Genomic DNA, 18,470 nt, shown 5'->3' on the forward strand with positions numbered 1-18,470 from the left:
ATAGCCACAAGGATGCTGGTGTTGCAGACGCGCCTGCTGCTTGCCCCTCTGCCCTACATTCGATTAGGTGCACCCTATGGAGCAGCGCCTTTCATCACGAACATCTCGCAGAGCAGGTCTGAGCCTTGGGTTCAAAGCCGTGGCGATTTTTGTCATGCTTGTCTGCGTCATTCCTTATCTGGGTGTGCTGGCAGCCGCGTTTTCCGGATCGTTTGAAACGCTTGGGCACCTCGCCGATACAGTTCTGGCACGCTATACGTTCACAACCTTGATCCTTGTTAGTTTAGTCATGGTGGGAACCGCGTTTATCGGGGCCGGGGCGGCATGGTTGGTCACGATGACAGATTTCCCCGGGCGGCGCTGGGTCGAGATTGCTTTGGCATTGCCATTGGCGTTCCCCGCCTACGTCCTTGCCTATGGATACACGCACGTGCTGGACCACCCCGGCATCGTGCAAACGCTACTACGCGACATGACCGGGTGGGGACCCCGCAATTACTGGTTCCCAGAAATTCGGTCGCTCGGTGGGGCGGCGGTGATGTTAACGCTGGTCCTGTATCCTTATGTTTACCTGCTGGCCCGCGCCGCCTTTGCAGCACAAGGGGCCAGCACATTTTTGGCAGCGCGCGTTTTGGGGCGGTCGCCCCTTGCGGCGTTTATGCATGTCTCGCTTCCGATGGCGCGCCCCGCAATTGCATCAGGTGTGATGCTTGTTGCGATGGAAACGATCGCTGATTTCGGCACGGTCGCCTATTTTGGTGTCCAGACCTTTGCTGTTGGCATTTACACAAGCTGGTTCACGCTGGCAGACCGGGCGGCAGCCGCACAGCTGGCGCTCGGTCTGCTTAGCTTTGCCCTGCTGCTGGTCATGCTGGAACGCTACAGCCGTGGGGACGCGAAATATGCCAGCGGGCGGCGGAATGCGCCACTGCAACGGCTGGCCCTGACCAAGGGGCAGAAGGTCGGCGCGTTGATTTTTTGCCTGACGCCCGTTCTGCTGGGTGTTGTGTTACCTGTCATCGCACTTAGCGCCATGGCGTTGGGATCAGAGCAAGACCTGTTTAGCCCGCGTTACGTGGGCTTTATTCGTAATTCACTGACACTGGCAAGCATCGCCGCTGTTCTGACTGTGCTTGCTGCCCTGATCCTTGGCACGCTGCACCGCGTCAGTACAAGCAGGCTGACGGGCACATCGCTTTATCTTGCGCGGATTGGTTACGCAGTGCCAGGTGGCGTTATTGCGGTCGGCCTTTTGGTACCATTTGCCGCTTTCGATAACGCATTGGATGCTTGGATGCGGGCGACGTTTGATATCTCGACCGGGCTTTTGTTCACCGGATCGATCTGGCTTTTGATCTCTGCCTATCTGATCCGCTTTCTGGCGGCCGCAATTGGCGCATATGAAGGTGGTATCGCGTCGGTCGCGCCAAACATGGACGCAGCAGCACGCACTTTGGGCCAAGACATGCCGGGATTGGTGCGGCGTGTACATATGCCGCTGTTACGGACCAGTCTGCTGACCGCCGGGCTGATCGTCTTTGTCGACGTCATGAAGGAATTGCCAGCAACCTTGATCATGCGCCCCTTCAATTACGACACGCTGGCAGTGCAGGCCTACAGATTGGCGTCGGATGAACGGCTGGAAGGTGCGGCAGTGCCAAGCCTTGTCATTGCCGCCATTGGATTAATCCCCGTCATCCTGCTATGTCGCAAGATTGGCACGGGGCGCGCTTGAAGCAAAAAAGGGGCGCCATTCACATGGCACCCCTCGCGTTTGTCTATTGGGTCAGATTTATTCCCAGCCAACCTGATTAAAGATTTGCTGCGCGACCGGGACGTTCTGGGCTACCGCACTCAGGTCGACCGCGTCAGGGCGGAACAGCCCCATGGCCGCAACGGATGGCGACAGACCAACACCCGCAACTGCCGGGTATTCATCGTTGCCTGCACTAAAGTATTCCTGCGCCTGATCAGAGGCCAGATATTCCATGAACAAAACCGCATTTTCACGGTTTGGCGCATTCGCGGCCACACCACCACCAGACAGGTTCATATGCGCGCCTTCGGCGTTTTGTGCGGGGAAAATCCAGCCGATGTTTTCCATCGCATCTGAATCAAGGCCGTCGACCTCTTTGCGCAGTGCGCGGGCGAAGTAATATGTGTTCGAAATCGAGATATCACATTCGCCTGACACCAGACCGCGCAACTGATCCGTATCGCCGCCCTGCGGGTCGCGGGCAAAGTTGTTTACAAAACCCTGCGCCCATTCCGTGGCTGCTTCCTCACCGTGGTTTTCGATCACGGCGGACAGCAGCGTCTGCGAATAGACATTGGTAGAAGAGCGGTGGCAAATCATGCCTTCATAAGCCGGATCAGCAAGTGCGACATAATCCGCCGGCGGGTTGTCGACCTCGGTCTTGTCATAAAAGATGATGCGCGCGCGCTGGCTAAAGCCGAACCATTGGTTGTCAGCATCTTGCAGGCTGTCTGGAATACGCGCTTCCAGCACATCGCTTTCGATGGGTTGCAGCACACCGGCTGCCTTGGCCCGTTCCAGACGCGAGGTATCGACGGTCAGCAAAATATCAGCGGGCGAATTCACGCCTTCGGCCTGCATTCGGGCAATCAGCTCATCTGCGTTGGCTTCGATGCGATTGATGGTGATTCCGGTCAGATCAGTAAAGTCAGAATACAGACGTTCATCCGTATCATAGTGGCGCGATGAGTAGAGGTTCAGTTCACCTGCATGGCTTTCGGCATAAACAGCCGTGGCGAGCGAGGAGACCGCAGTCATAAGAATAAACGAAGTTTTAAGTGGCTTACGCATGAGAGGTTCCTTGCGATGGGTTGTAGTCACGCGCAGAACCTGACAAAAAAAATCAGGTTAAGCAAGATATCCTGATACTTTTTGTCGGAATAATTTTTAGACCATATTTTTATGGCTCTAGATTACTTTCCCTTCCAGACCGGATCGCGTTTTTCCGCAAAAGCGAGCGCGCCTTCTCGCTGATCTTCCGAATTATAGAGCGTTTCAACCGTCGCAAACTGGCTTTTCGTAATGCGATTCATGGCATCCTGAAATTTCATATCTTCGGCTTCCCGCACGACCTCTTTCAGCGCGGCATAAACAAGCGGCGGACCCGATGCGATCAACGCTGCCAACTTACGCGCCTCATTCATCAGTTGATCGGCAGGCACGACACTGTTGATCAACCCCCATAACCACATGCAACAATTTGAGTTTTTAAACGAACGCCGAAAGCGAAGTGACGCACCCAATCCCCAGCCGTTCAAATAACGCAGTTGCCCCCGCATCGTTGCCCGTTAAAGACGCCGTATGCGATAGTGCCGCCTGCTGCGCCTGTTCGGATTGTCCGGTTTTCAGCGCGATGATTGGCTTGCCCAACGCGCGCGCCGTTTCCGCCAGTGCAACCATTGCCGCGAGATCATCAATATCTTCAATATAAAGGCCCAGCGCCGTCACTTTAGGGTTGGTCAACAGCGTCTTGCCAATCTCGGAAAGCCCCGTTTGCGCCTGATTGCCCACGGTCACCACATAGGCCATAGGCAGCCCGCGCGCCTGCATCGTCAGATTGATCGCAATATTCGACGATTGCGCAGGATCGCCACACCGCTGTCAGCCTGCAACTCACCGTGCTGATCCGGCCACAGGGCCACATTGTCCAGATAATTCAGGAAGCCATAGCAATTGGGGCCTAGATCGGCATCTCACCAGCGGCATCAAGCAAAGCAGCTTGCAACGTATCGCTGTCAGACACCTCATGCGTGGCTTCTCGAAACCCCGATGCAAAACAAACGGCACCACCCGCGCCAATCTGCGACAGCGCTTGCACCGCTTCAACCGTCGCATGGCGATTGACCCCGATGAACACCGCATCCGGCGCGGCGGGCAAGTCCGCAATCGCACGGTAAGGCACAAGGCCCGCGACATTATATTTTGTTGGGTGCACCACCAAATATCACCGGCAAAACCAATCTTCTGGCATTGGCGGATCACTTCGCTTCCCCATGTGCCACCTCTTTGGAAACCTCACCACTCCGCTCAATCGCGTCTTCATGCGGATAAATCTCATGCTCGACAAAGGACCGGACCGTATCCACGATCATTTGCTGTTCATCGGTCAGACAAACTGCATCAGGCAAGCTCCGTTCTGCATTTTCCGAAGAAAACCCTAAGAAGCGCATTTCAAAATGTCATGCAGAATTCCGTGGACGATTGTACTTTCTCAGCCGATCCGTGGTTTGCTGTTCTTGAACGACACCGCTAGACTGATCCGGAAAAAGAAAGGGCGCACAGCTATGTTTGGCGATTGCACAGAAACGGTCAGCATTCTTTATGCCATCGTGTTCGGCGCGGATGGGGCCTGCATCGAGATGAGCACCACATCCATTCTGACCGCCTTTGGGGCTTTCATGGTATTGGTGGTGATCCTGCAATTCTTTGCGCGTTGGCTTTGGCGTAAACTCATACAGCGTCCCGATCCAATTGCACAAGACTATGTCGATCCACCACGCGACACGCCCTATCATGATAATCCTCAGTATCGAAACAGCGCTATTCGATCCAGCAAACGCTAACCCGCAGGTCGGTTATTACCGCCAATTGCGCGGGTCAGACGGGCGGCTGCATCCATGACGGGCGTCGCCAGTTCTTCAATGCGATCTTCGGTGATCCGCGATGTAGGACCAGATACGGAAATACCGGCAACGGCTTCGCCGAATACGTTGTAAACCGGGGCCGCGATACAGCGCATACCAATGTTACGTTCCTCTCCATCAATGGCATAGCCACGCGCCTTGGTCGCGTGCAAATCAGCGATCATCGCTTCGGGATCGGTCAGGGTGAAAGGGGTGTACTGTTCTAACTGACTGGCAGCGAGGACTTCGCGTTGGCGCTTATCATCCATACGGCACAGCAAAGCCTTGCCAATCCCTGAAGAGTGCATCGAAGACGCCGTGCCGGGGGCAAAGAAGGCGCGGATCGTGGCATGGGTTTCGACCTGACCAAGGAACAGCACCTTACCATCACGTTCTATGCCAAGGTTGGCCGTTTCGCCTGTTGCTTCCATCAGATCGCGCATGATCGGGCGTGCGCGTTCAACCAGGGACGTGCGCCGCAGGAAATGTGATCCTGTCAGAAACGCGGCGGGACCAATGCTCCAGGTTTGGGCTTGCTCATCAAAATCGGCAAAGCCGCGCCCCTGAAATGTCGTAAGCACACGGTAGACCGTTGCCGGCGATTGATCCAAGGCAACCGCGATTTCTGACAAAGTGCTGCCTTGCATTTCGCCAAGTTGCACCAAAACCTCTAGCGCGCGATCAAGCGATTTGATGGTGTTCTGTGCTGCCTTGTTATCCCATGATTTGGGGCGCCCGCGGCCTCTTTTGACATCGTCTTGCATTATTTTTCTCGTTTGTGAAATTGTATTTCATCTTATGAAAAATACAACCCACTGACAATAAACAATTTATTTTGTATTATTCGTTTTGAAAAATAATTTCAAAAAAATATGCAGACGCGGGTCACTCTGACAAAACACACTCAACCCAATGGAGGATTGGATGATGAGCTTTCAGAACCCCGTATTTATTCCCGGCCCAACGAATATGCCCGAAGCTATTCGCAAGGCGTGCGATATGCCAACAATTGACCACCGGTCGCCATTGTTCGGTCAGATACTGCACCCGGCCCGTGCGGGCGTTCAGGAAATACTGAAATCTGAAACAGCCGAGATTTTTATCTTTCCCTCTACCGGCACGGGGGGCTGGGAAACAGCGCTGACAAACACATTGTCCGCAGGTGATACGATACTTGCCGCACGCAACGGCATGTTCAGCCACCGCTGGATTGATATGTGCCTACGCCATGAGTTGAACGTGAAGATCGTTGAAACGCCATGGGGTCATGGTCTTCCGGCGGATCGTTATGCAGAAATCCTGAAGGCTGATACCGAACATAAAATCAAAGCCGTTCTTGCCACACACAATGAAACGGCAACGGGCGTGAAATCCGACATCGCCGCAGTGCGCAAGGCACTGGATGCTGCCAACCACCCTGCCATGTTGTTTGTTGATGGTGTCAGCTCAATCGGGTCTATGGACTTTCGCTTTGACGAATGGGGTGTTGATGTTGCTGTGACGGGTTCGCAAAAAGGCTTTATGCTGCCAGCGGGTCTGGCCATCGTTGGGTTCAGTCAAAAAGCACTAGACGCCAGCAAGACAGCCGGTTTGCCGCGCACCTTTTTTGACATTGCCGATATGAGCAAAGGTTACGCTGCGAACGCCTATCCCTACACGCCTGCTGTTGGCTTGATGAATGGCCTTCTTTTGGCGACCGAGACGTTGTTGAAAGAAGGTTTGGATAATGTATTTGCCCGCCACACCCGCATTGCATCTGGTGTGCGTGCTGCGGTTGACGGATGGGGTTTGGAACTTTGCGCGGCAACGCCGGATATATATTCTGACACGGTCAGCGCGATCAAAACGCCTGAAGGCTTTAACGCCACCGATATCGTGACCCATGCTGCGGACAAATATGGCGTCGCCTTTGGTGTGGGCCTTGGCGAAGTGGCCGGTAAGGTGTTCCGTATCGGCCACTTGGGTAGCATGACCGATGTCATGGCCCTGTCCGGGATTGCCACAGCCGAAATGTGCATGGTGGACCTTGGGCTTGATATCAAATTGGGGTCAGGTGTTGCCGCAGCGCAGGAATACTATCGCACCAGCACCGGCCTCAGCCTTGAGGATGCAGCGTAATGAAAGATCAAAACGATATGTACATCCCAACGTATCAAGACGTGTTGGACGCGCATGAGCGTATTAAGCCCTATATCCACCGCACCCCGGTACTAACGTCGGAGTATTTGAACAACCTCACCGGGGCAGACCTTTTTTTTAAGTGTGAAAACTTTCAAAAAGCCGGTGCCTTCAAGGTTCGTGGCGCCTCAAATGCTGTATTTGGGCTGTCTGAAGAAGCCGCCAAGAACGGCGTCTGCACACATTCGTCGGGCAATCACGCCCTATCGCTGTCTTATGCAGCAGGCCGCCGGGGCATTCCGTGCAATGTCGTCATGCCGCGCACAGCGCCGCAAGCGAAGAAAGATGCGGTAAAAGGCTATGGCGGGATCATCACTGAATGCGAACCCTCAACAAGTTCCCGCGAAGCAGTCTTTGCTGGTGTGCAGGCTGAAACAGGCGGGGACTTCGTACACCCTTATAATGACCCACGGGTTGTCGCGGGTCAGGGAACTTGCAGCAAAGAACTGATGGAGCAGATGCACGAAGAGCACGGGGGTGGCCTTGATATGGTCGTAGCCCCCATCGGCGGCGGCGGCATGATTTCAGGCACCTGCCTGACGTCGTCAAACATTGCGCCAGATGTGCAGATCATCGCGGCAGAGCCTGAGCAGGCCGATGACGCCTATCGTAGCTTCAAGGCCGGTCACATCATCGCCGATGATGCGCCCGTCACTGTGGCGGATGGGTTGAAAGTGCCGCTGAAAGACCTGACATGGCATTTTGTCAGCAACCATGTGTCCGAGATTTTCACAGCTTCCGAGAAGGAAATCATCGATGCGATGAAATTGACATGGCAGCGGATGAAGATCGTGATGGAACCCAGCTGCGCTGTGCCGCTTGCCGTCATCATCAAGAACAAAGACTTTTTCAAAGGCAAACGCGTCGGTGTCGTTGTGACCGGCGGTAATGTAGACCTCGACAAACTACCTTGGATGCAAGGTTAAAGGGAGAAAACCATGAACGATATGAGCAACCTCAAAAACCTCGAAGTCGGCTATGACGTTCCTGCCCTGCCCGGCATGGACGAAGCGGACATCCAGACACCGTGCCTTGTGCTGGATCTGGACGCGCTGGAGCGCAACATCAAAAAGATGGGCGATTTTGCGAAATCCCACGGCATGCGGCACCGCGTGCATGGCAAGATGCACAAATCCGTCGATGTAGCCCTGTTGCAGGAAAAGCTGGGCGGGTCCGTTGGTGTCTGCTGCCAGAAGGTATCTGAGGCAGAGGTCTTTGCCCGTGGTGGCATCAAAGACGTGCTGGTATCGAACCAAGTGCGTCAGCCCGAAAAGATCGACCGTCTGGCACGTCTGCCCAAACTGGGCGCGCGCGCCATCTGCTGTGTCGACGACATCGACAATGTCGCGGACCTGTCAGCTGCGGCGATGAAGCACGGAACGCAGATTGAATGCCTTGTGGAAATCGACGTCGGCGCAGGCCGTTGCGGTGTGCAGTACGGTCAGCCCGTTGTTGATCTTGCCAAAGCAATTGATGCCGCTGACGGCCTAAAGTACGCAGGCATTCAGGCCTATCAGGGCGCCATGCAGCACCTCGATTCATATGAAGAGCGTCAGAGCAAAACCCAGATCGCGATTGATCAGGTGGCAGAGACGCTAGAAATGCTGAAAGCCGAAGGGATCGAAAGTGATATCGTTGGCGGTGGCGGCACAGGGTCCTACTACTTTGAAAGTGCCTCTGGTGTGTTCAACGAATTGCAGTGCGGATCATACGCATTCATGGACGCGGATTATGGTCGCATCCTGGACAAGGACGGCAATCGCATCGACCGTGGCGAATGGGAAAACGCGCTGTTCATTCTGACGTCCGTGATGAGCCACGCCAAGGCTGACAAAGCCATCGTTGATGCTGGCCTGAAAGCACAGTCCGTAGATAGCGGCCTGCCGACCATCTTTGGTCGTACTGACGTAGAATACGTGAAGTGTTCGGATGAACACGGCGTTGTGGCTGACCCTGACGGTGTGCTGAAGGTCAATGACAAGCTGAAACTAGTGCCTGGTCACTGTGACCCGACCTGCAACGTACATGACTGGTACGTCGGTGTGCGCAACGGCAAGGTTGAAACGCTGTGGCCTGTATCTGCACGCGGCAAAGCCTACTAAGCGCTCTTCCCTCCCTAACGGTCGCTCATCGCGAAGAATGCCCGCAAGGGCTGATGAGCGACCGACAAAGAAAGAACACCCATGATTATCGTTCCCGAAAAAGAAATGGCGGGTCTGCTGAACCGCGCTGATGCGTTTACCGCCGTTGAGAATGTGTTCGCGTCGATGTCCAAAGGCGACGCTTATAATTTTCCTGTGATCCGCGAAGCGATCAGCCACGAAGATGCGCTTTATGGCTTCAAAGGCGGGTTCGACAAGGCGGGCATGGCGCTAGGCCTCAAGGCAGGTGGCTATTGGCCGAACAACCTTGAAAAGCACGGGCACATCAACCACCAGTCCACGGTGTTCCTGTTTGATCCAGATACAGGCATGGTCAAGGCGATGGTTGGGGGCAACCTTTTGACAGCGCTGCGCACAGCCGCGGCATCGTCCGTTTCAATCAAGCATCTGGCGCGCAAGGATGCACGCGTCATGGGCATGGTTGGTGCCGGCCATCAGGCCACCTTCCAATTGCGTGCCGCACTTGAGCAGCGTGAATTCGAAAAAGTGATCGGTTGGAACTACCACCCCGAAATGCTGCCCAATATCGAAAAAGTCGCTGACGAGGCTGGCGTTCCATTCGAAGCAGTCCCACTCGAAGGTATGGTCGAAGCCGACGTCGTCATCTCGATCACCTCGACATTTGCACCGACCATTATGGCGGATCACATCAGCCCCGGCACGCACATCGCTTGCATGGGTACAGACACCAAAGGCAAGCAAGAGATTGAGGCCGCGTTGCTGGCGCAGACCACCGTTTTCACCGACGAAGTTGCGCAATCCATCAGCATTGGTGAGGCACAGCACGCCATCGCGGAAGGCATGATCCAGCAAAGCGATGTGAACGAACTTGGTGCCGTAATCAACGGCACCCATCCGGGCCGGACGTCTGATGACGAAATCACGCTTTTTGATGGGACCGGCGTTGGCTTGCAGGATCTCGCAGTCGCTGCTTCTATCGTCGATGTGGCCGTCGAAAAGGGCATCGCGACAATCGTTGAATTCTAGACGTGTCTCGCGGTGCGCAACTGGCCTTCGTTCTTCAAGAACGGGGGCTTTTTGTTGCCCGGTCTAAAAGACAATCTCGAACACAGCACCCGGACTGTCCAGCAGTCTGATGTCGGCACCCTGGCTTTGCAGCATCCGCCGCACAATCGGCAGGCCCATGCCGGTGCCCCCGTCTTCGCGTCGCGTGGTAAAAAACGGATCGAAGATGCGCGCGCGGTTGCCTTCGCTGATCCCTGCGCCGTCATCCGAAACCAACAGACGCGCGCCTTGAACGTCGAATGTCACAGTCTTTGCGCCATGCGCCAGGGCATTCCCCACCAGATGGGTCGCAACCACGTTCATGACCTCTCGCGGCAAGGGGACCTCGCCATCGGTCACGATCACTGCACCTGCGACACCGGCCAAAACGTCAGATAAACGGCAAACCCCCGGCGGAATAACCTCCTGCGCCTGCGCCAAGGCGCGTTGCCCGTCCAAAAGCGCCTCCATCCGGCGGGTATTATCCGTGATACCCTGCAATAACTTGGCGCGATCCGCTTCGTTCAGGTCAGGGTTTTCTAACAGCTCAGCGGCCCCTTGGATAACCGTGAGCGGGGACTTCAATTCATGTGTCACATGATCCGCATAAGACCGCAAAACCGCCTCACGGCCGCGCAAAGCCGATGTCATCTCAAGCACGGCCTGCCCCAATTGTGAAAATTCCGGTGTGCCGAAGTGCGACGGTGCGACGGTTTCGCCCTCGCTTTCGGCATAGGCCGTCAGCGTGCGCACGGGCCGCAATACCAAGCGCCACAATAGCGCACCAAGAATAACGGTCGCCACAAAGGCCATCCAACCGATCATCCACGACGTTTCAGCCCAGCCCAGCACGCCACCCGCAACCCGAAAATAGCCGATACCCATCAGCGGAAGAAAGAACACCGCTGCCAAAGTCCCCCCCAGCACCAGCGCCAAAGGGGGGCGCCATTTTCGGATTACCCGCCGCGGCATGCGCCCATCCTGATGCCAACACCATGCACGGTTTCAATTGCATCAGCACAACCCGCTTTGCCCAGCTTACTGCGCAGGTTGCGCAGGTGGCTGTCCATCGTCCGGTCGCTGACATTGACGTTAGTGCCATAGATCGCATCCACCAGTTGCGGGCGCGACATGACGTGATCAGGCCGTGCGATCAGACGTTCCAGCAAGTCCATCTCGCGCGAGGTCAGCGTGACTGTGGCATCTTTCACATGACAAAGATGACGCGCCGGATCGACACTGATAACACCGCGGCGCATCACGACCTGTTCAGCCACTTCGCCATTGCTGCGCTTGAGGATCGCACGCACACGCGCCACCAGCTCGCGCGGTGAGAACGGTTTAGAGACATAATCATCCGCCCCCAGTTCCAGACCAACAACGCGGTCAATCTCATCCGCCCGCGCCGTCAAAAACAGGATTGGCACATCCGAGGTTTTGCGCAACGCGCGGCAAACCTCCAGTCCGTCCATCTCTGGCATACCGATATCAAGGATAATCAGATCAGGGCGCAAGCTTTCGGCCTTTTCCAGTGCCGCACGCCCATCGCCCGCCTCGGCCACGCCAAAACCCGCTTGGGTCAGCCCAATCCGCACCACATCGCGGATCTGCGCATCATCATCAGCAACAAGGATCATTGTTCAATCTCCATCGTCGCCAAACTACGGTGCAGGCGCGCGTTACGGTAGCCCCATTCGCGCCAATCGGTGCGTTGTGACACCTGAACGCGATACGGATCGCAAATTTCCCTACCTATTGCCACTTGGTGGGCGCGAATTGCAGGGGCGGCACCTTCGCTTAGCCCGCAAAGATAGTAATCATTGTCGCGGTCATCGGCGAGGTTGTGTCGCGCGATATGGCCATCAATGTTCACCAAATTACACAGGTAAATCGCTAATAGCCCCAAACCGAACGCCCGTTGAAAAAACCATCCAACCGTTTGGCGCCCCATCAATTGCATGATGATCAGCACCAAACCCAAGGCGACGACGGTCATCCAGACAAAGGCCGCAAAGCGCAGCCGGGTCAGGCCATAGAAATCGACATAAAGATCCAGCCGCAGGATGGACGAAATCACCAAGACGACGTTCTGCGCGATCCATAGATACAGCAACCGCCGCATGCCAGACCCTGCGCCAAGGTAGGGCTGCGTCAGCAATGCAAACACCCCGGCAAGCAAGGCTGTTGCCAACAGCGGATAGGCCCCACGATGCGCATATTCGGCGTAGGTCATCCCTTCGGGCAAGGCCACGCCACCCCAAAGATAGCCTACATCAAGGGTCGTCTGGATCAGGAAGATCAGGTTAAAGACGACCAATGCCCGGCGCACCGAACGCTCATTCAGAAACCCTGACTGAAAGCTGCGTTTGCGCGCAGGTCGTGCCCGCATTAAGGCCGGCATCATCGTGGTCAATCGCAGCAATGGCCAGATCGCAAGCGCTAAAAGGCCCCAGAAAATTACCCGCTCAATGCGCGGCAGGAAATTGGGTTCAAGATGCGCGATGGCCAGCATCCATTGATCCACCAAAGGGTTTGCCGTCGCGAAAAGGATCAAGAACACACCACCGACGCCGACAGGCAGCGCCCAATCAAACAGCACGCCACGTAGGCTGCCCTTGGACGGTGCTGACACCCGCATCGCAAAGGCGTCGCGGACTGTTTGCACCACACCGTAACCGGGGATCCGTCCGATGGCGCGCAAAATATCGGCCATGTTCCATTTGTCAGTTGTGATGATCACACCAAAGGCAAGTAGCCCGAGCAGTGCAATCATAACTGTGCTGAATTGCACGATCTCTACCAAAGGAAGGACAGCAACAACCAGCACCGCTGACGCCTTCAATAAACGCCTCGCATCCGTGGTTTTCACAACCGTCAGCGCAATCGCCGCACCCATTGCCACAAGCCAAAGTGCCAAGCCCAGCCCCGGTCGCAAACCCCACATCAGCGTATCGGCCAGAAACAGGGCGACGATCAGAATTGGGCCCGCCCGCACCCCTTTTGGTGGGTCCGTATCATCCAGCCACCACGCATCTTTTGCAATCCGATGCGGTACACCTCGCACAACCATATCTGTCCCTTTCTGCTTTTGTTGTGAAAGGTCTATCGGTGCGCCGTGCAAAGGCGCTTGTGCAAATGTGCAGGTTTTGTGCAGAGGTTCTTAGACCGCAGCAGCAGCCCGGATCGCGCGGATGTTGTCGCCATAAGGGGCCGGATCGGTCACAGACCCGCCGCGAAACACCGCAGAGCCTGCCACAAGAACATCCGCCCCGGCCGCGGCAACCAAGGGTGCGGTCGCAGGATCGACCCCGCCATCAATTTCGATATGAATGGGTCGGTCCCCGATCATCGCGCGTAACTCGCGGACCTTTTCGATCTGACTATAAATGAACTTTTGCCCCCCAAAGCCGGGGTTCACTGTCATCACGCAAACCAGATCAACCATGTCCAGCAGCATCTCAACCGATGCGGCTGGCGTGCCAGGGTTCAGCGCGACACCGGCCTTGGCCCCTGCCCCACGGATTGCCTGCAAGGTGCGGTGAATATGTGGACCAGCCTCAACATGGGCGGTGATCACATCGGCACCGGCTTTGGCAAACCCTTCAATATAGGGATCAACCGGGGCAATCATCAGATGCACATCCATCACGCCTTTGATGTGAGGGCGGATCGCAGCACAGGTCGCAGGGCCAAAGGTGATGTTGGGCACAAAGTGGCCATCCATGACATCCACATGCACCCAGTCAGCGCCCTGCGCCTCAATCGCTTCGCATTCCGCGCCAAAGTTGGCGAAATCTGCGGATAGGATGGATGGGGCAATCTTGATGGAACGGTCAAATGACATGAGGGCACCTTTGTAGCAGCTAAAGGGGCCATAGCATGATGACACAAGGGTTCGGAATACCCGCATTACCCAAAATGCAGACGACTTGCATCGTTCTGCTATATTGTGAGGACAATTTTCGATGAATATGCTCTTTCTTTCTCTAACAGTGATGATTATCGGCGTTGTGGCGGTGCTGGCTTTTCAGGCATCTTGAACGCCGCGCTGATCATCGACACGAGCTGTCTGCTGGGGTTAGCAACCCAAAAGATCAGCATTGCGCGTATGACATCCATCGTCTTGGTCGCAATCGGCGTCATTCTGTCATACCGATAAATTCGTGCTGCAATGCAGCAATTCATGTGTTATTCGGATGTATGGTTCAGAAATTGCTTTATAAAGATATCCTGCAACCGGGCAGACAAGTGCGCCTGACGCGTGCGACTTTGACCCCTGCACGTCCGAAGTCCCTGCATGATCACGACTTTTTTGAACTGTTTTGGGTGCTAAACGGCACTATTCGGCACCATCTGACCAGCGGGGCCGAGACATTGAAGGAAGGTAGCGTCGTTTTCATCCGCCCAGGTCAGGAACATGCGCTACAAGGGCGCGGCGAACACGCACTTGTTGTTTCGCTCTGCATTCATCCTGATACGGTTAAATCGCTCGCCAAGCGCCACCCCAACTTGAAAGGTCATCTTTTTTGGTCACACGGTGACCCGGTCAAGGCACACCGTGACATCAGGCAAATGACCGCATTGAACCAAGGTGCGGTTCAACTTGAAAACAGCCCCTGCGATACGCTCGCAACAGAGGCATTTTTATTGCCTTTATGTGCCGAACTGACCGCCGCCAGCTTTGCGGAAGACGTTCCCGTTTGGCTGGCGAATGCTTGCGCGGCGGCTAAATCGCCTGATGTGTTCCGTGATGGCTCTGCCGGTTTGGTCGCAATCGCTGGCAAGGCGCACTCTCATGTCAGTCGGATGATGCGCAAGCACCTGGGGCAAACGCCGTCTGATTACGTGAACAATATACGCATGCAGCACGCGGCCCGGGCACTGACCACAGACGATCAGGCCATCAGCGAAATTGCTGCCGATTGCGGCATTCCCAACATGTCACATTTCCATAAACTCTTTCGGGCGGCGTATGGCCTGACACCACTGCAATACCGGCAAAAATTCCAACGGCAGGTTGCCCAACCAACCTAAGGGACGCGACGGCACACGACATAGTATTTGACCAAACGGTCAAAACTTGCCAAGAGAGGCCCAAAGTGCCACCCTTACACGGCACCGCAGGAGGCCACCTTGCAAACCACGCAGTCCCCCACTTTGACGGCCACTCAGTTGCCGCAAGTCCATCTACCACGCAACCAAGGCATGCCGCTTGATCTTGATTGGGTCATGGCAGTGCAAGCCAATACATCTGCGATTGAACGGCGGGCGAAAACACTGCCGGGGCGGCGCAGCGTAAAAAAGGACTATCAGGCCGCATGGCTTTGCAAGGCGATCAGCCTGATGGACCTGACAACGCTTTCGGGTGACGACAGCGAAGGGCGCGTCCGGCGGCTCTGCGCTAAAGCGCGCCAGCCGGTGTCCAAGTCGCTCCTAGACGCTTTGGACATGGAAGGCCTGACGACCGGGGCCGTGTGCGTTTATCATGACATGGTGCCGACGGCAGTTGATGCGCTGCAAGGGACCAGTATTCCGGTCGCCGCTGTTTCCACCGGCTTTCCCGCAGGCTTGTCCCCTTTCCATCAGCGCATCGCCGAAATCGGCGAAAGCGTTGCAGCGGGTGCGCAAGAGATCGACATTGTCATCAGCCGCCGCCATGTGCTGACCGGAAACTGGCAGGCGCTTTATGATGAGATGAAGGAAATGCGCGCGGCCTGCGGCGACGCCCATGTCAAAGCAATCCTTGCCACTGGTGAACTTGGCACGTTGCGCAACGTCGCCCGCGCATCACTGGTCTGCATGATGGCCGGGGCAGATTTCATTAAAACATCCACGGGTAAAGAACCGATCAATGCCACCCTGCCCGTCACCCTGACCATGATCCGCGCAATCCGCGATTATGAGGATCGGACCGGTGCGAAGGTCGGCTACAAACCGGCAGGCGGGATCAGCAAAGCCAAAGACGCGCTGGTCTATCTGGCAATGATCAAAGACGAGCTTGGCGACCGCTGGCTGCAACCTGACCTTTTCCGTTTTGGCGCGTCCAGTCTGCTGGGTGATATCGAACGGCAACTCGAACATCACGTCACCGGGGCCTATTCGGCCTCATGGCGGCACGCGATTGGATAAGCCATGACAATCAAAGAAATCTTCGACACCATGGACTATGGCCCCGCCCCTGAAAGCAGCGCCGAGGCGCTGAAATGGCTGGCTGATCGTGGCGGCATCGCGGGCCATTATATCAACGGCAAATGGGGCCCGCTGCGCGATGACTTCGCGTCCAACAATCCCGCCACCGGTGAAAAGCTGGCAGGGGTGACCAAAGGGACCGCCGACGAAATCGCAACCGCCGTCGCTGCCGCACGCAAGGCCCAACCCGCATGGGCCAAGTCAGGCCACAAACGCGCCCGTGTCCTCTATGCGATCGCACGGCTAATGCAGAAACACAGCCGCCTGCTGGCGGTGATGGAGACGCTCGACAACGGCAAACCCATCCGCGAAAGCCGCGATATCGACGTGCCATTAGCAATCCGGCATTTCTACCATCACGCAGGCTTTGCCCAGTTGATGAAAGCCGAACTGCCAGAGCGTGAAGCTTTGGGTGTCTGCGGCCAAATCATCCCGTGGAACTTCCCCTTGCTGATGCTGGCATGGAAAATCGCGCCCGCATTGGCAATGGGGAACACGGTCGTGTTGAAACCTGCCGAATACACATCGCTTTCAGCAATGATATTCGCCGAAATCTGCACTGAAGCGGGCGTGCCGCCCGGTGTCGTCAATATCGTCACAGGCGACGGCGAAACAGGTGCCGCGCTTGTCGACGCCGATGTCGACAAAATCGCCTTTACCGGGTCCACCGAAGTGGGCCGCAAAATCCGCGAAGCAACGGCCGGATCGGGCAAGGCCCTTTCACTCGAATTGGGCGGCAAATCCCCCTACATTGTGTTCGAAGATGCAGACATCGACAGCGCGGTTGAGGGCCTCGTCGATGCGATCTGGTTCAACCAAGGCCAGGTGTGCTGCGCCGGGTCGCGCCTGCTGGTCCAAGAAGGTATTGCAGATCGGTTCTACACCAAACTTAAAACCCGCATGGATGGGCTGCGCATCGGCGACCCTTTGGACAAATGCATCGACGTGGGCGCCATCGTGGACCCGGTTCAGCTGGATCAGATCACCAAAATGGTCAACGCCAATACCGAAGGCGAAACCTATCAAATCAAAGCGCCCGAAGGCTGCTTTTATCCACCAACGCTGATCACCGGCCTGTCGCCAGCATCCACACTGATGCAGGAAGAAGTCTTCGGCCCAGTCTTGGCCGCGACAACCTTCCGCACACCTGCTGAAGCGGTCGAAATCGCCAACAACACCCGCTATGGGCTGGCCGCTTCTGTCTGGTCTGAAAACATCAACCTCGCGCTGAATATCGCCCCAAAACTGGCGTCCGGCATTGTTTGGGTGAACGGCACCAATATGATGGACGCCGCCGCCGGTTTCGGCGGCGTGCGCGAAAGCGGGTTCGGGCGCGAAGGTGGTTGGGAAGGGCTGGCTGGCTATACCAAACCCAAAGGCACGGCCAAACCGCTTAAGAAAATCGACGCTTTCACAACCGACGACGGCCACCCCGCCGACCCGCTGGATCGCACCGCGAAACTGTATATCGGTGGCAAACAGGCGCGGCCCGACGGCGGCTATTCAACGCCTGTCTACAGCCCCCGCGGCAAGCTGCTTGGTCACGCATCCACCGCCAATCGCAAGGATATCCGCAACGCGGTCGAGGCCTGTAACGCCGCCAAAGGATGGTCCAAAACCACCGGGCATCTGCGGGCACAAATCCTCTATTATATTGCTGAAAACCTGTCCGCCCGCGCTGACGAATTTGCAACGCGCATTAACCAGATGACCGGCGGGCGTAGCGGCGCGGATGAGGTGGAAACATCCATCCGCACGCTATTTACCTATGCCGCATGGGCTGACAAATATGACGGTCAGGCACACGGCGTCCCGATCCGCGGTGTCGCACTCGCCATGAAAGAACCTGTCGGCAACATCGGCATCCTGTGCGACGATGCAGCCCCACTTGCCGGGCTTATCAACGCCATGGCCCCCGCCATTGCGATGGGCAATCGCGTGGTCCTTACGGCCAGCGAATCTTTCCCACTTGCCGCAACGGACTTTTATCAGGTCTTGGAAACATCCGATGTGCCAGCAGGCGTCGTCAACATCATCACCGGCAGCCATGCAGAGCTGGCACCCACGATGGCCAAACACCTCGACATCGAGGCAGTCTGGTCTTTCTCCAGCACTGACCTCAGCGCCGCGATCGAAAAAGCCAGCGCAGGCAACCTCAAGCGCACATGGGTGAACAATGGTATGGCTATCACACCTTCAACTGCTGACTATCTTGCAGCCAGCACGGAAGTAAAAAACATCTGGATACCTTACGGCGAATAAACCTTTCACCTTCTC

At 56.1% G+C, this 18,470-nt stretch carries 16 protein-coding genes and 3 pseudogenes; 9 read left to right on the forward strand and 10 right to left on the reverse strand.

The genetic code is table 11. The features are described from left to right. The first annotated feature begins 154 nt into the window (after positions 1 to 154). On the forward strand, positions 155 to 1,735 hold the full coding sequence (locus RCCS2_RS03080; RefSeq protein ID WP_442852255.1) for an ABC transporter permease: 1,581 nt from the start codon (positions 155 to 157) through the stop codon (positions 1,733 to 1,735). Between the two features lie 57 nt (positions 1,736 to 1,792). Here RCCS2_RS03080 and RCCS2_RS03085 read toward each other — a convergent pair whose 3' ends face one another. The 4 genes and pseudogenes from RCCS2_RS03085 to RCCS2_RS03100 form a co-directional block, all read right to left on the reverse strand. Continuing rightward, entirely contained in the window at positions 1,793 to 2,827 is a 1,035-nt protein-coding gene (locus tag RCCS2_RS03085) for a Fe(3+) ABC transporter substrate-binding protein (protein ID WP_008231228.1), read from the reverse strand. 122 nt (positions 2,828 to 2,949) lie between these two features. After that, positions 2,950 to 3,219, reverse strand: a pseudogene (locus tag RCCS2_RS03090) (enoyl-CoA hydratase-related protein); the annotation flags it as partial. 28 nt (positions 3,220 to 3,247) lie between these two features. Next, positions 3,248 to 4,018: pseudogene (locus RCCS2_RS18080) on the reverse strand (CoA-binding protein); the annotation flags it as partial. A gap of 14 nt (positions 4,019 to 4,032) precedes the next feature. Then, positions 4,033 to 4,206, reverse strand: a pseudogene (locus RCCS2_RS03100) (acyl-CoA dehydrogenase family protein); the annotation flags it as partial. Between the two features lie 114 nt (positions 4,207 to 4,320). Between RCCS2_RS03100 and RCCS2_RS03105 the strand changes: the two are divergent. Then, a complete protein-coding gene (locus RCCS2_RS03105; RefSeq protein ID WP_008231233.1) occupies positions 4,321 to 4,599 on the forward strand; it encodes a hypothetical protein in 279 nt (92 codons plus the stop codon). Here RCCS2_RS03105 and bhcR read toward each other — a convergent pair. Further along, positions 4,596 to 5,423 carry an HTH-type transcriptional regulator BhcR gene (bhcR, locus tag RCCS2_RS03110; RefSeq protein WP_008231234.1) on the reverse strand — a complete coding sequence of 276 codons (828 nt, stop codon included), beginning with the start codon at positions 5,421 to 5,423 and terminating at the stop codon, positions 4,596 to 4,598. The genes RCCS2_RS03105 and bhcR overlap by 4 nt on opposite strands. 163 nt (positions 5,424 to 5,586) lie before the next feature. Here bhcR and bhcA point away from each other — a divergent pair, with 163 nt between their 5' ends. The 4 genes from bhcA to bhcD all read left to right on the forward strand — a co-directional run bounded on the left by bhcA (position 5,587) and on the right by bhcD (position 9,986). Further along, a complete protein-coding gene (gene bhcA / locus RCCS2_RS03115) occupies positions 5,587 to 6,777 on the forward strand; it encodes an L-aspartate--glyoxylate aminotransferase BhcA (protein WP_037293454.1) in 1,191 nt (396 codons plus the stop codon). Then, on the forward strand, positions 6,777 to 7,763 hold the full coding sequence (gene bhcB, locus RCCS2_RS03120; protein ID WP_008231236.1) for a beta-hydroxyaspartate dehydratase BhcB: 987 nt from the start codon (positions 6,777 to 6,779) through the stop codon (positions 7,761 to 7,763). Before bhcA ends, bhcB begins: the two co-directional genes overlap by 1 nt. Before the next feature lie 12 nt (positions 7,764 to 7,775). Next, positions 7,776 to 8,939: a 3-hydroxy-D-aspartate aldolase BhcC gene (bhcC, locus tag RCCS2_RS03125; protein ID WP_008231237.1), complete on the forward strand. Its 1,164-nt coding sequence runs from the start codon at positions 7,776 to 7,778 to the stop codon at positions 8,937 to 8,939. 81 nt (positions 8,940 to 9,020) lie between these two features. Continuing rightward, the gene (gene bhcD / locus RCCS2_RS03130; RefSeq protein WP_008231238.1) at positions 9,021 to 9,986 is read left to right on the forward strand and encodes an iminosuccinate reductase BhcD; all 966 of its coding nucleotides are present in this window, start codon (positions 9,021 to 9,023) and stop codon (positions 9,984 to 9,986) included. A gap of 63 nt (positions 9,987 to 10,049) precedes the next feature. On the opposite strand, the gene RCCS2_RS03135 is transcribed toward bhcD, so the two are convergent. The 5 genes from RCCS2_RS03135 to RCCS2_RS18270 form a co-directional block, all read right to left on the reverse strand. After that, a complete protein-coding gene (locus RCCS2_RS03135) occupies positions 10,050 to 10,976 on the reverse strand; it encodes an ATP-binding protein (protein ID WP_008231240.1) in 927 nt (308 codons plus the stop codon). Next, the gene (locus RCCS2_RS03140; RefSeq protein WP_008231242.1) at positions 10,961 to 11,641 is read right to left on the reverse strand and encodes a response regulator transcription factor; all 681 of its coding nucleotides are present in this window, start codon (positions 11,639 to 11,641) and stop codon (positions 10,961 to 10,963) included. Before RCCS2_RS03140 ends, RCCS2_RS03135 begins: the two co-directional genes overlap by 16 nt. Continuing rightward, on the reverse strand, positions 11,638 to 13,074 hold the full coding sequence (locus tag RCCS2_RS03145) for a DUF4153 domain-containing protein (RefSeq protein ID WP_037293118.1): 1,437 nt from the start codon (positions 13,072 to 13,074) through the stop codon (positions 11,638 to 11,640). The genes RCCS2_RS03140 and RCCS2_RS03145 overlap by 4 nt, the downstream gene beginning before the upstream one ends. A gap of 90 nt (positions 13,075 to 13,164) precedes the next feature. Continuing rightward, positions 13,165 to 13,848 (reverse strand): ribulose-phosphate 3-epimerase, encoded by a 684-nt coding sequence (gene rpe / locus RCCS2_RS03150; RefSeq protein WP_008231244.1) that lies wholly within the window; start codon positions 13,846 to 13,848, stop codon positions 13,165 to 13,167. A gap of 155 nt (positions 13,849 to 14,003) precedes the next feature. Beyond that, positions 14,004 to 14,147, reverse strand: a complete 144-nt coding sequence (locus RCCS2_RS18270; protein ID WP_008231245.1) for a hypothetical protein — start codon at positions 14,145 to 14,147, stop codon at positions 14,004 to 14,006. A gap of 57 nt (positions 14,148 to 14,204) precedes the next feature. Between RCCS2_RS18270 and RCCS2_RS03160 the strand changes: the two genes are divergently transcribed. From RCCS2_RS03160 to RCCS2_RS03170, 3 genes are all read left to right on the forward strand, one after another. Next, entirely contained in the window at positions 14,205 to 15,038 is an 834-nt protein-coding gene (locus RCCS2_RS03160; RefSeq protein WP_008231246.1) for a helix-turn-helix transcriptional regulator, read from the forward strand. A gap of 171 nt (positions 15,039 to 15,209) precedes the next feature. Continuing rightward, positions 15,210 to 16,133, forward strand: coding sequence for a deoxyribose-phosphate aldolase (gene deoC / locus RCCS2_RS03165; RefSeq protein ID WP_008231247.1), 924 nt, complete (start codon positions 15,210 to 15,212; stop codon positions 16,131 to 16,133). Between the two features lie 3 nt (positions 16,134 to 16,136). Then, positions 16,137 to 18,455, forward strand: a complete 2,319-nt coding sequence (locus tag RCCS2_RS03170; RefSeq protein WP_008231248.1) for an aldehyde dehydrogenase family protein — start codon at positions 16,137 to 16,139, stop codon at positions 18,453 to 18,455. The last annotated feature ends 15 nt before the right edge of the window (positions 18,456 to 18,470 follow it).

Origin of the sequence: Roseobacter sp. CCS2, from assembly GCF_000169435.1 — a bacterium.
In the GTDB taxonomy this organism is placed as follows: Bacteria; Pseudomonadota; Alphaproteobacteria; order Rhodobacterales; family Rhodobacteraceae; genus Yoonia.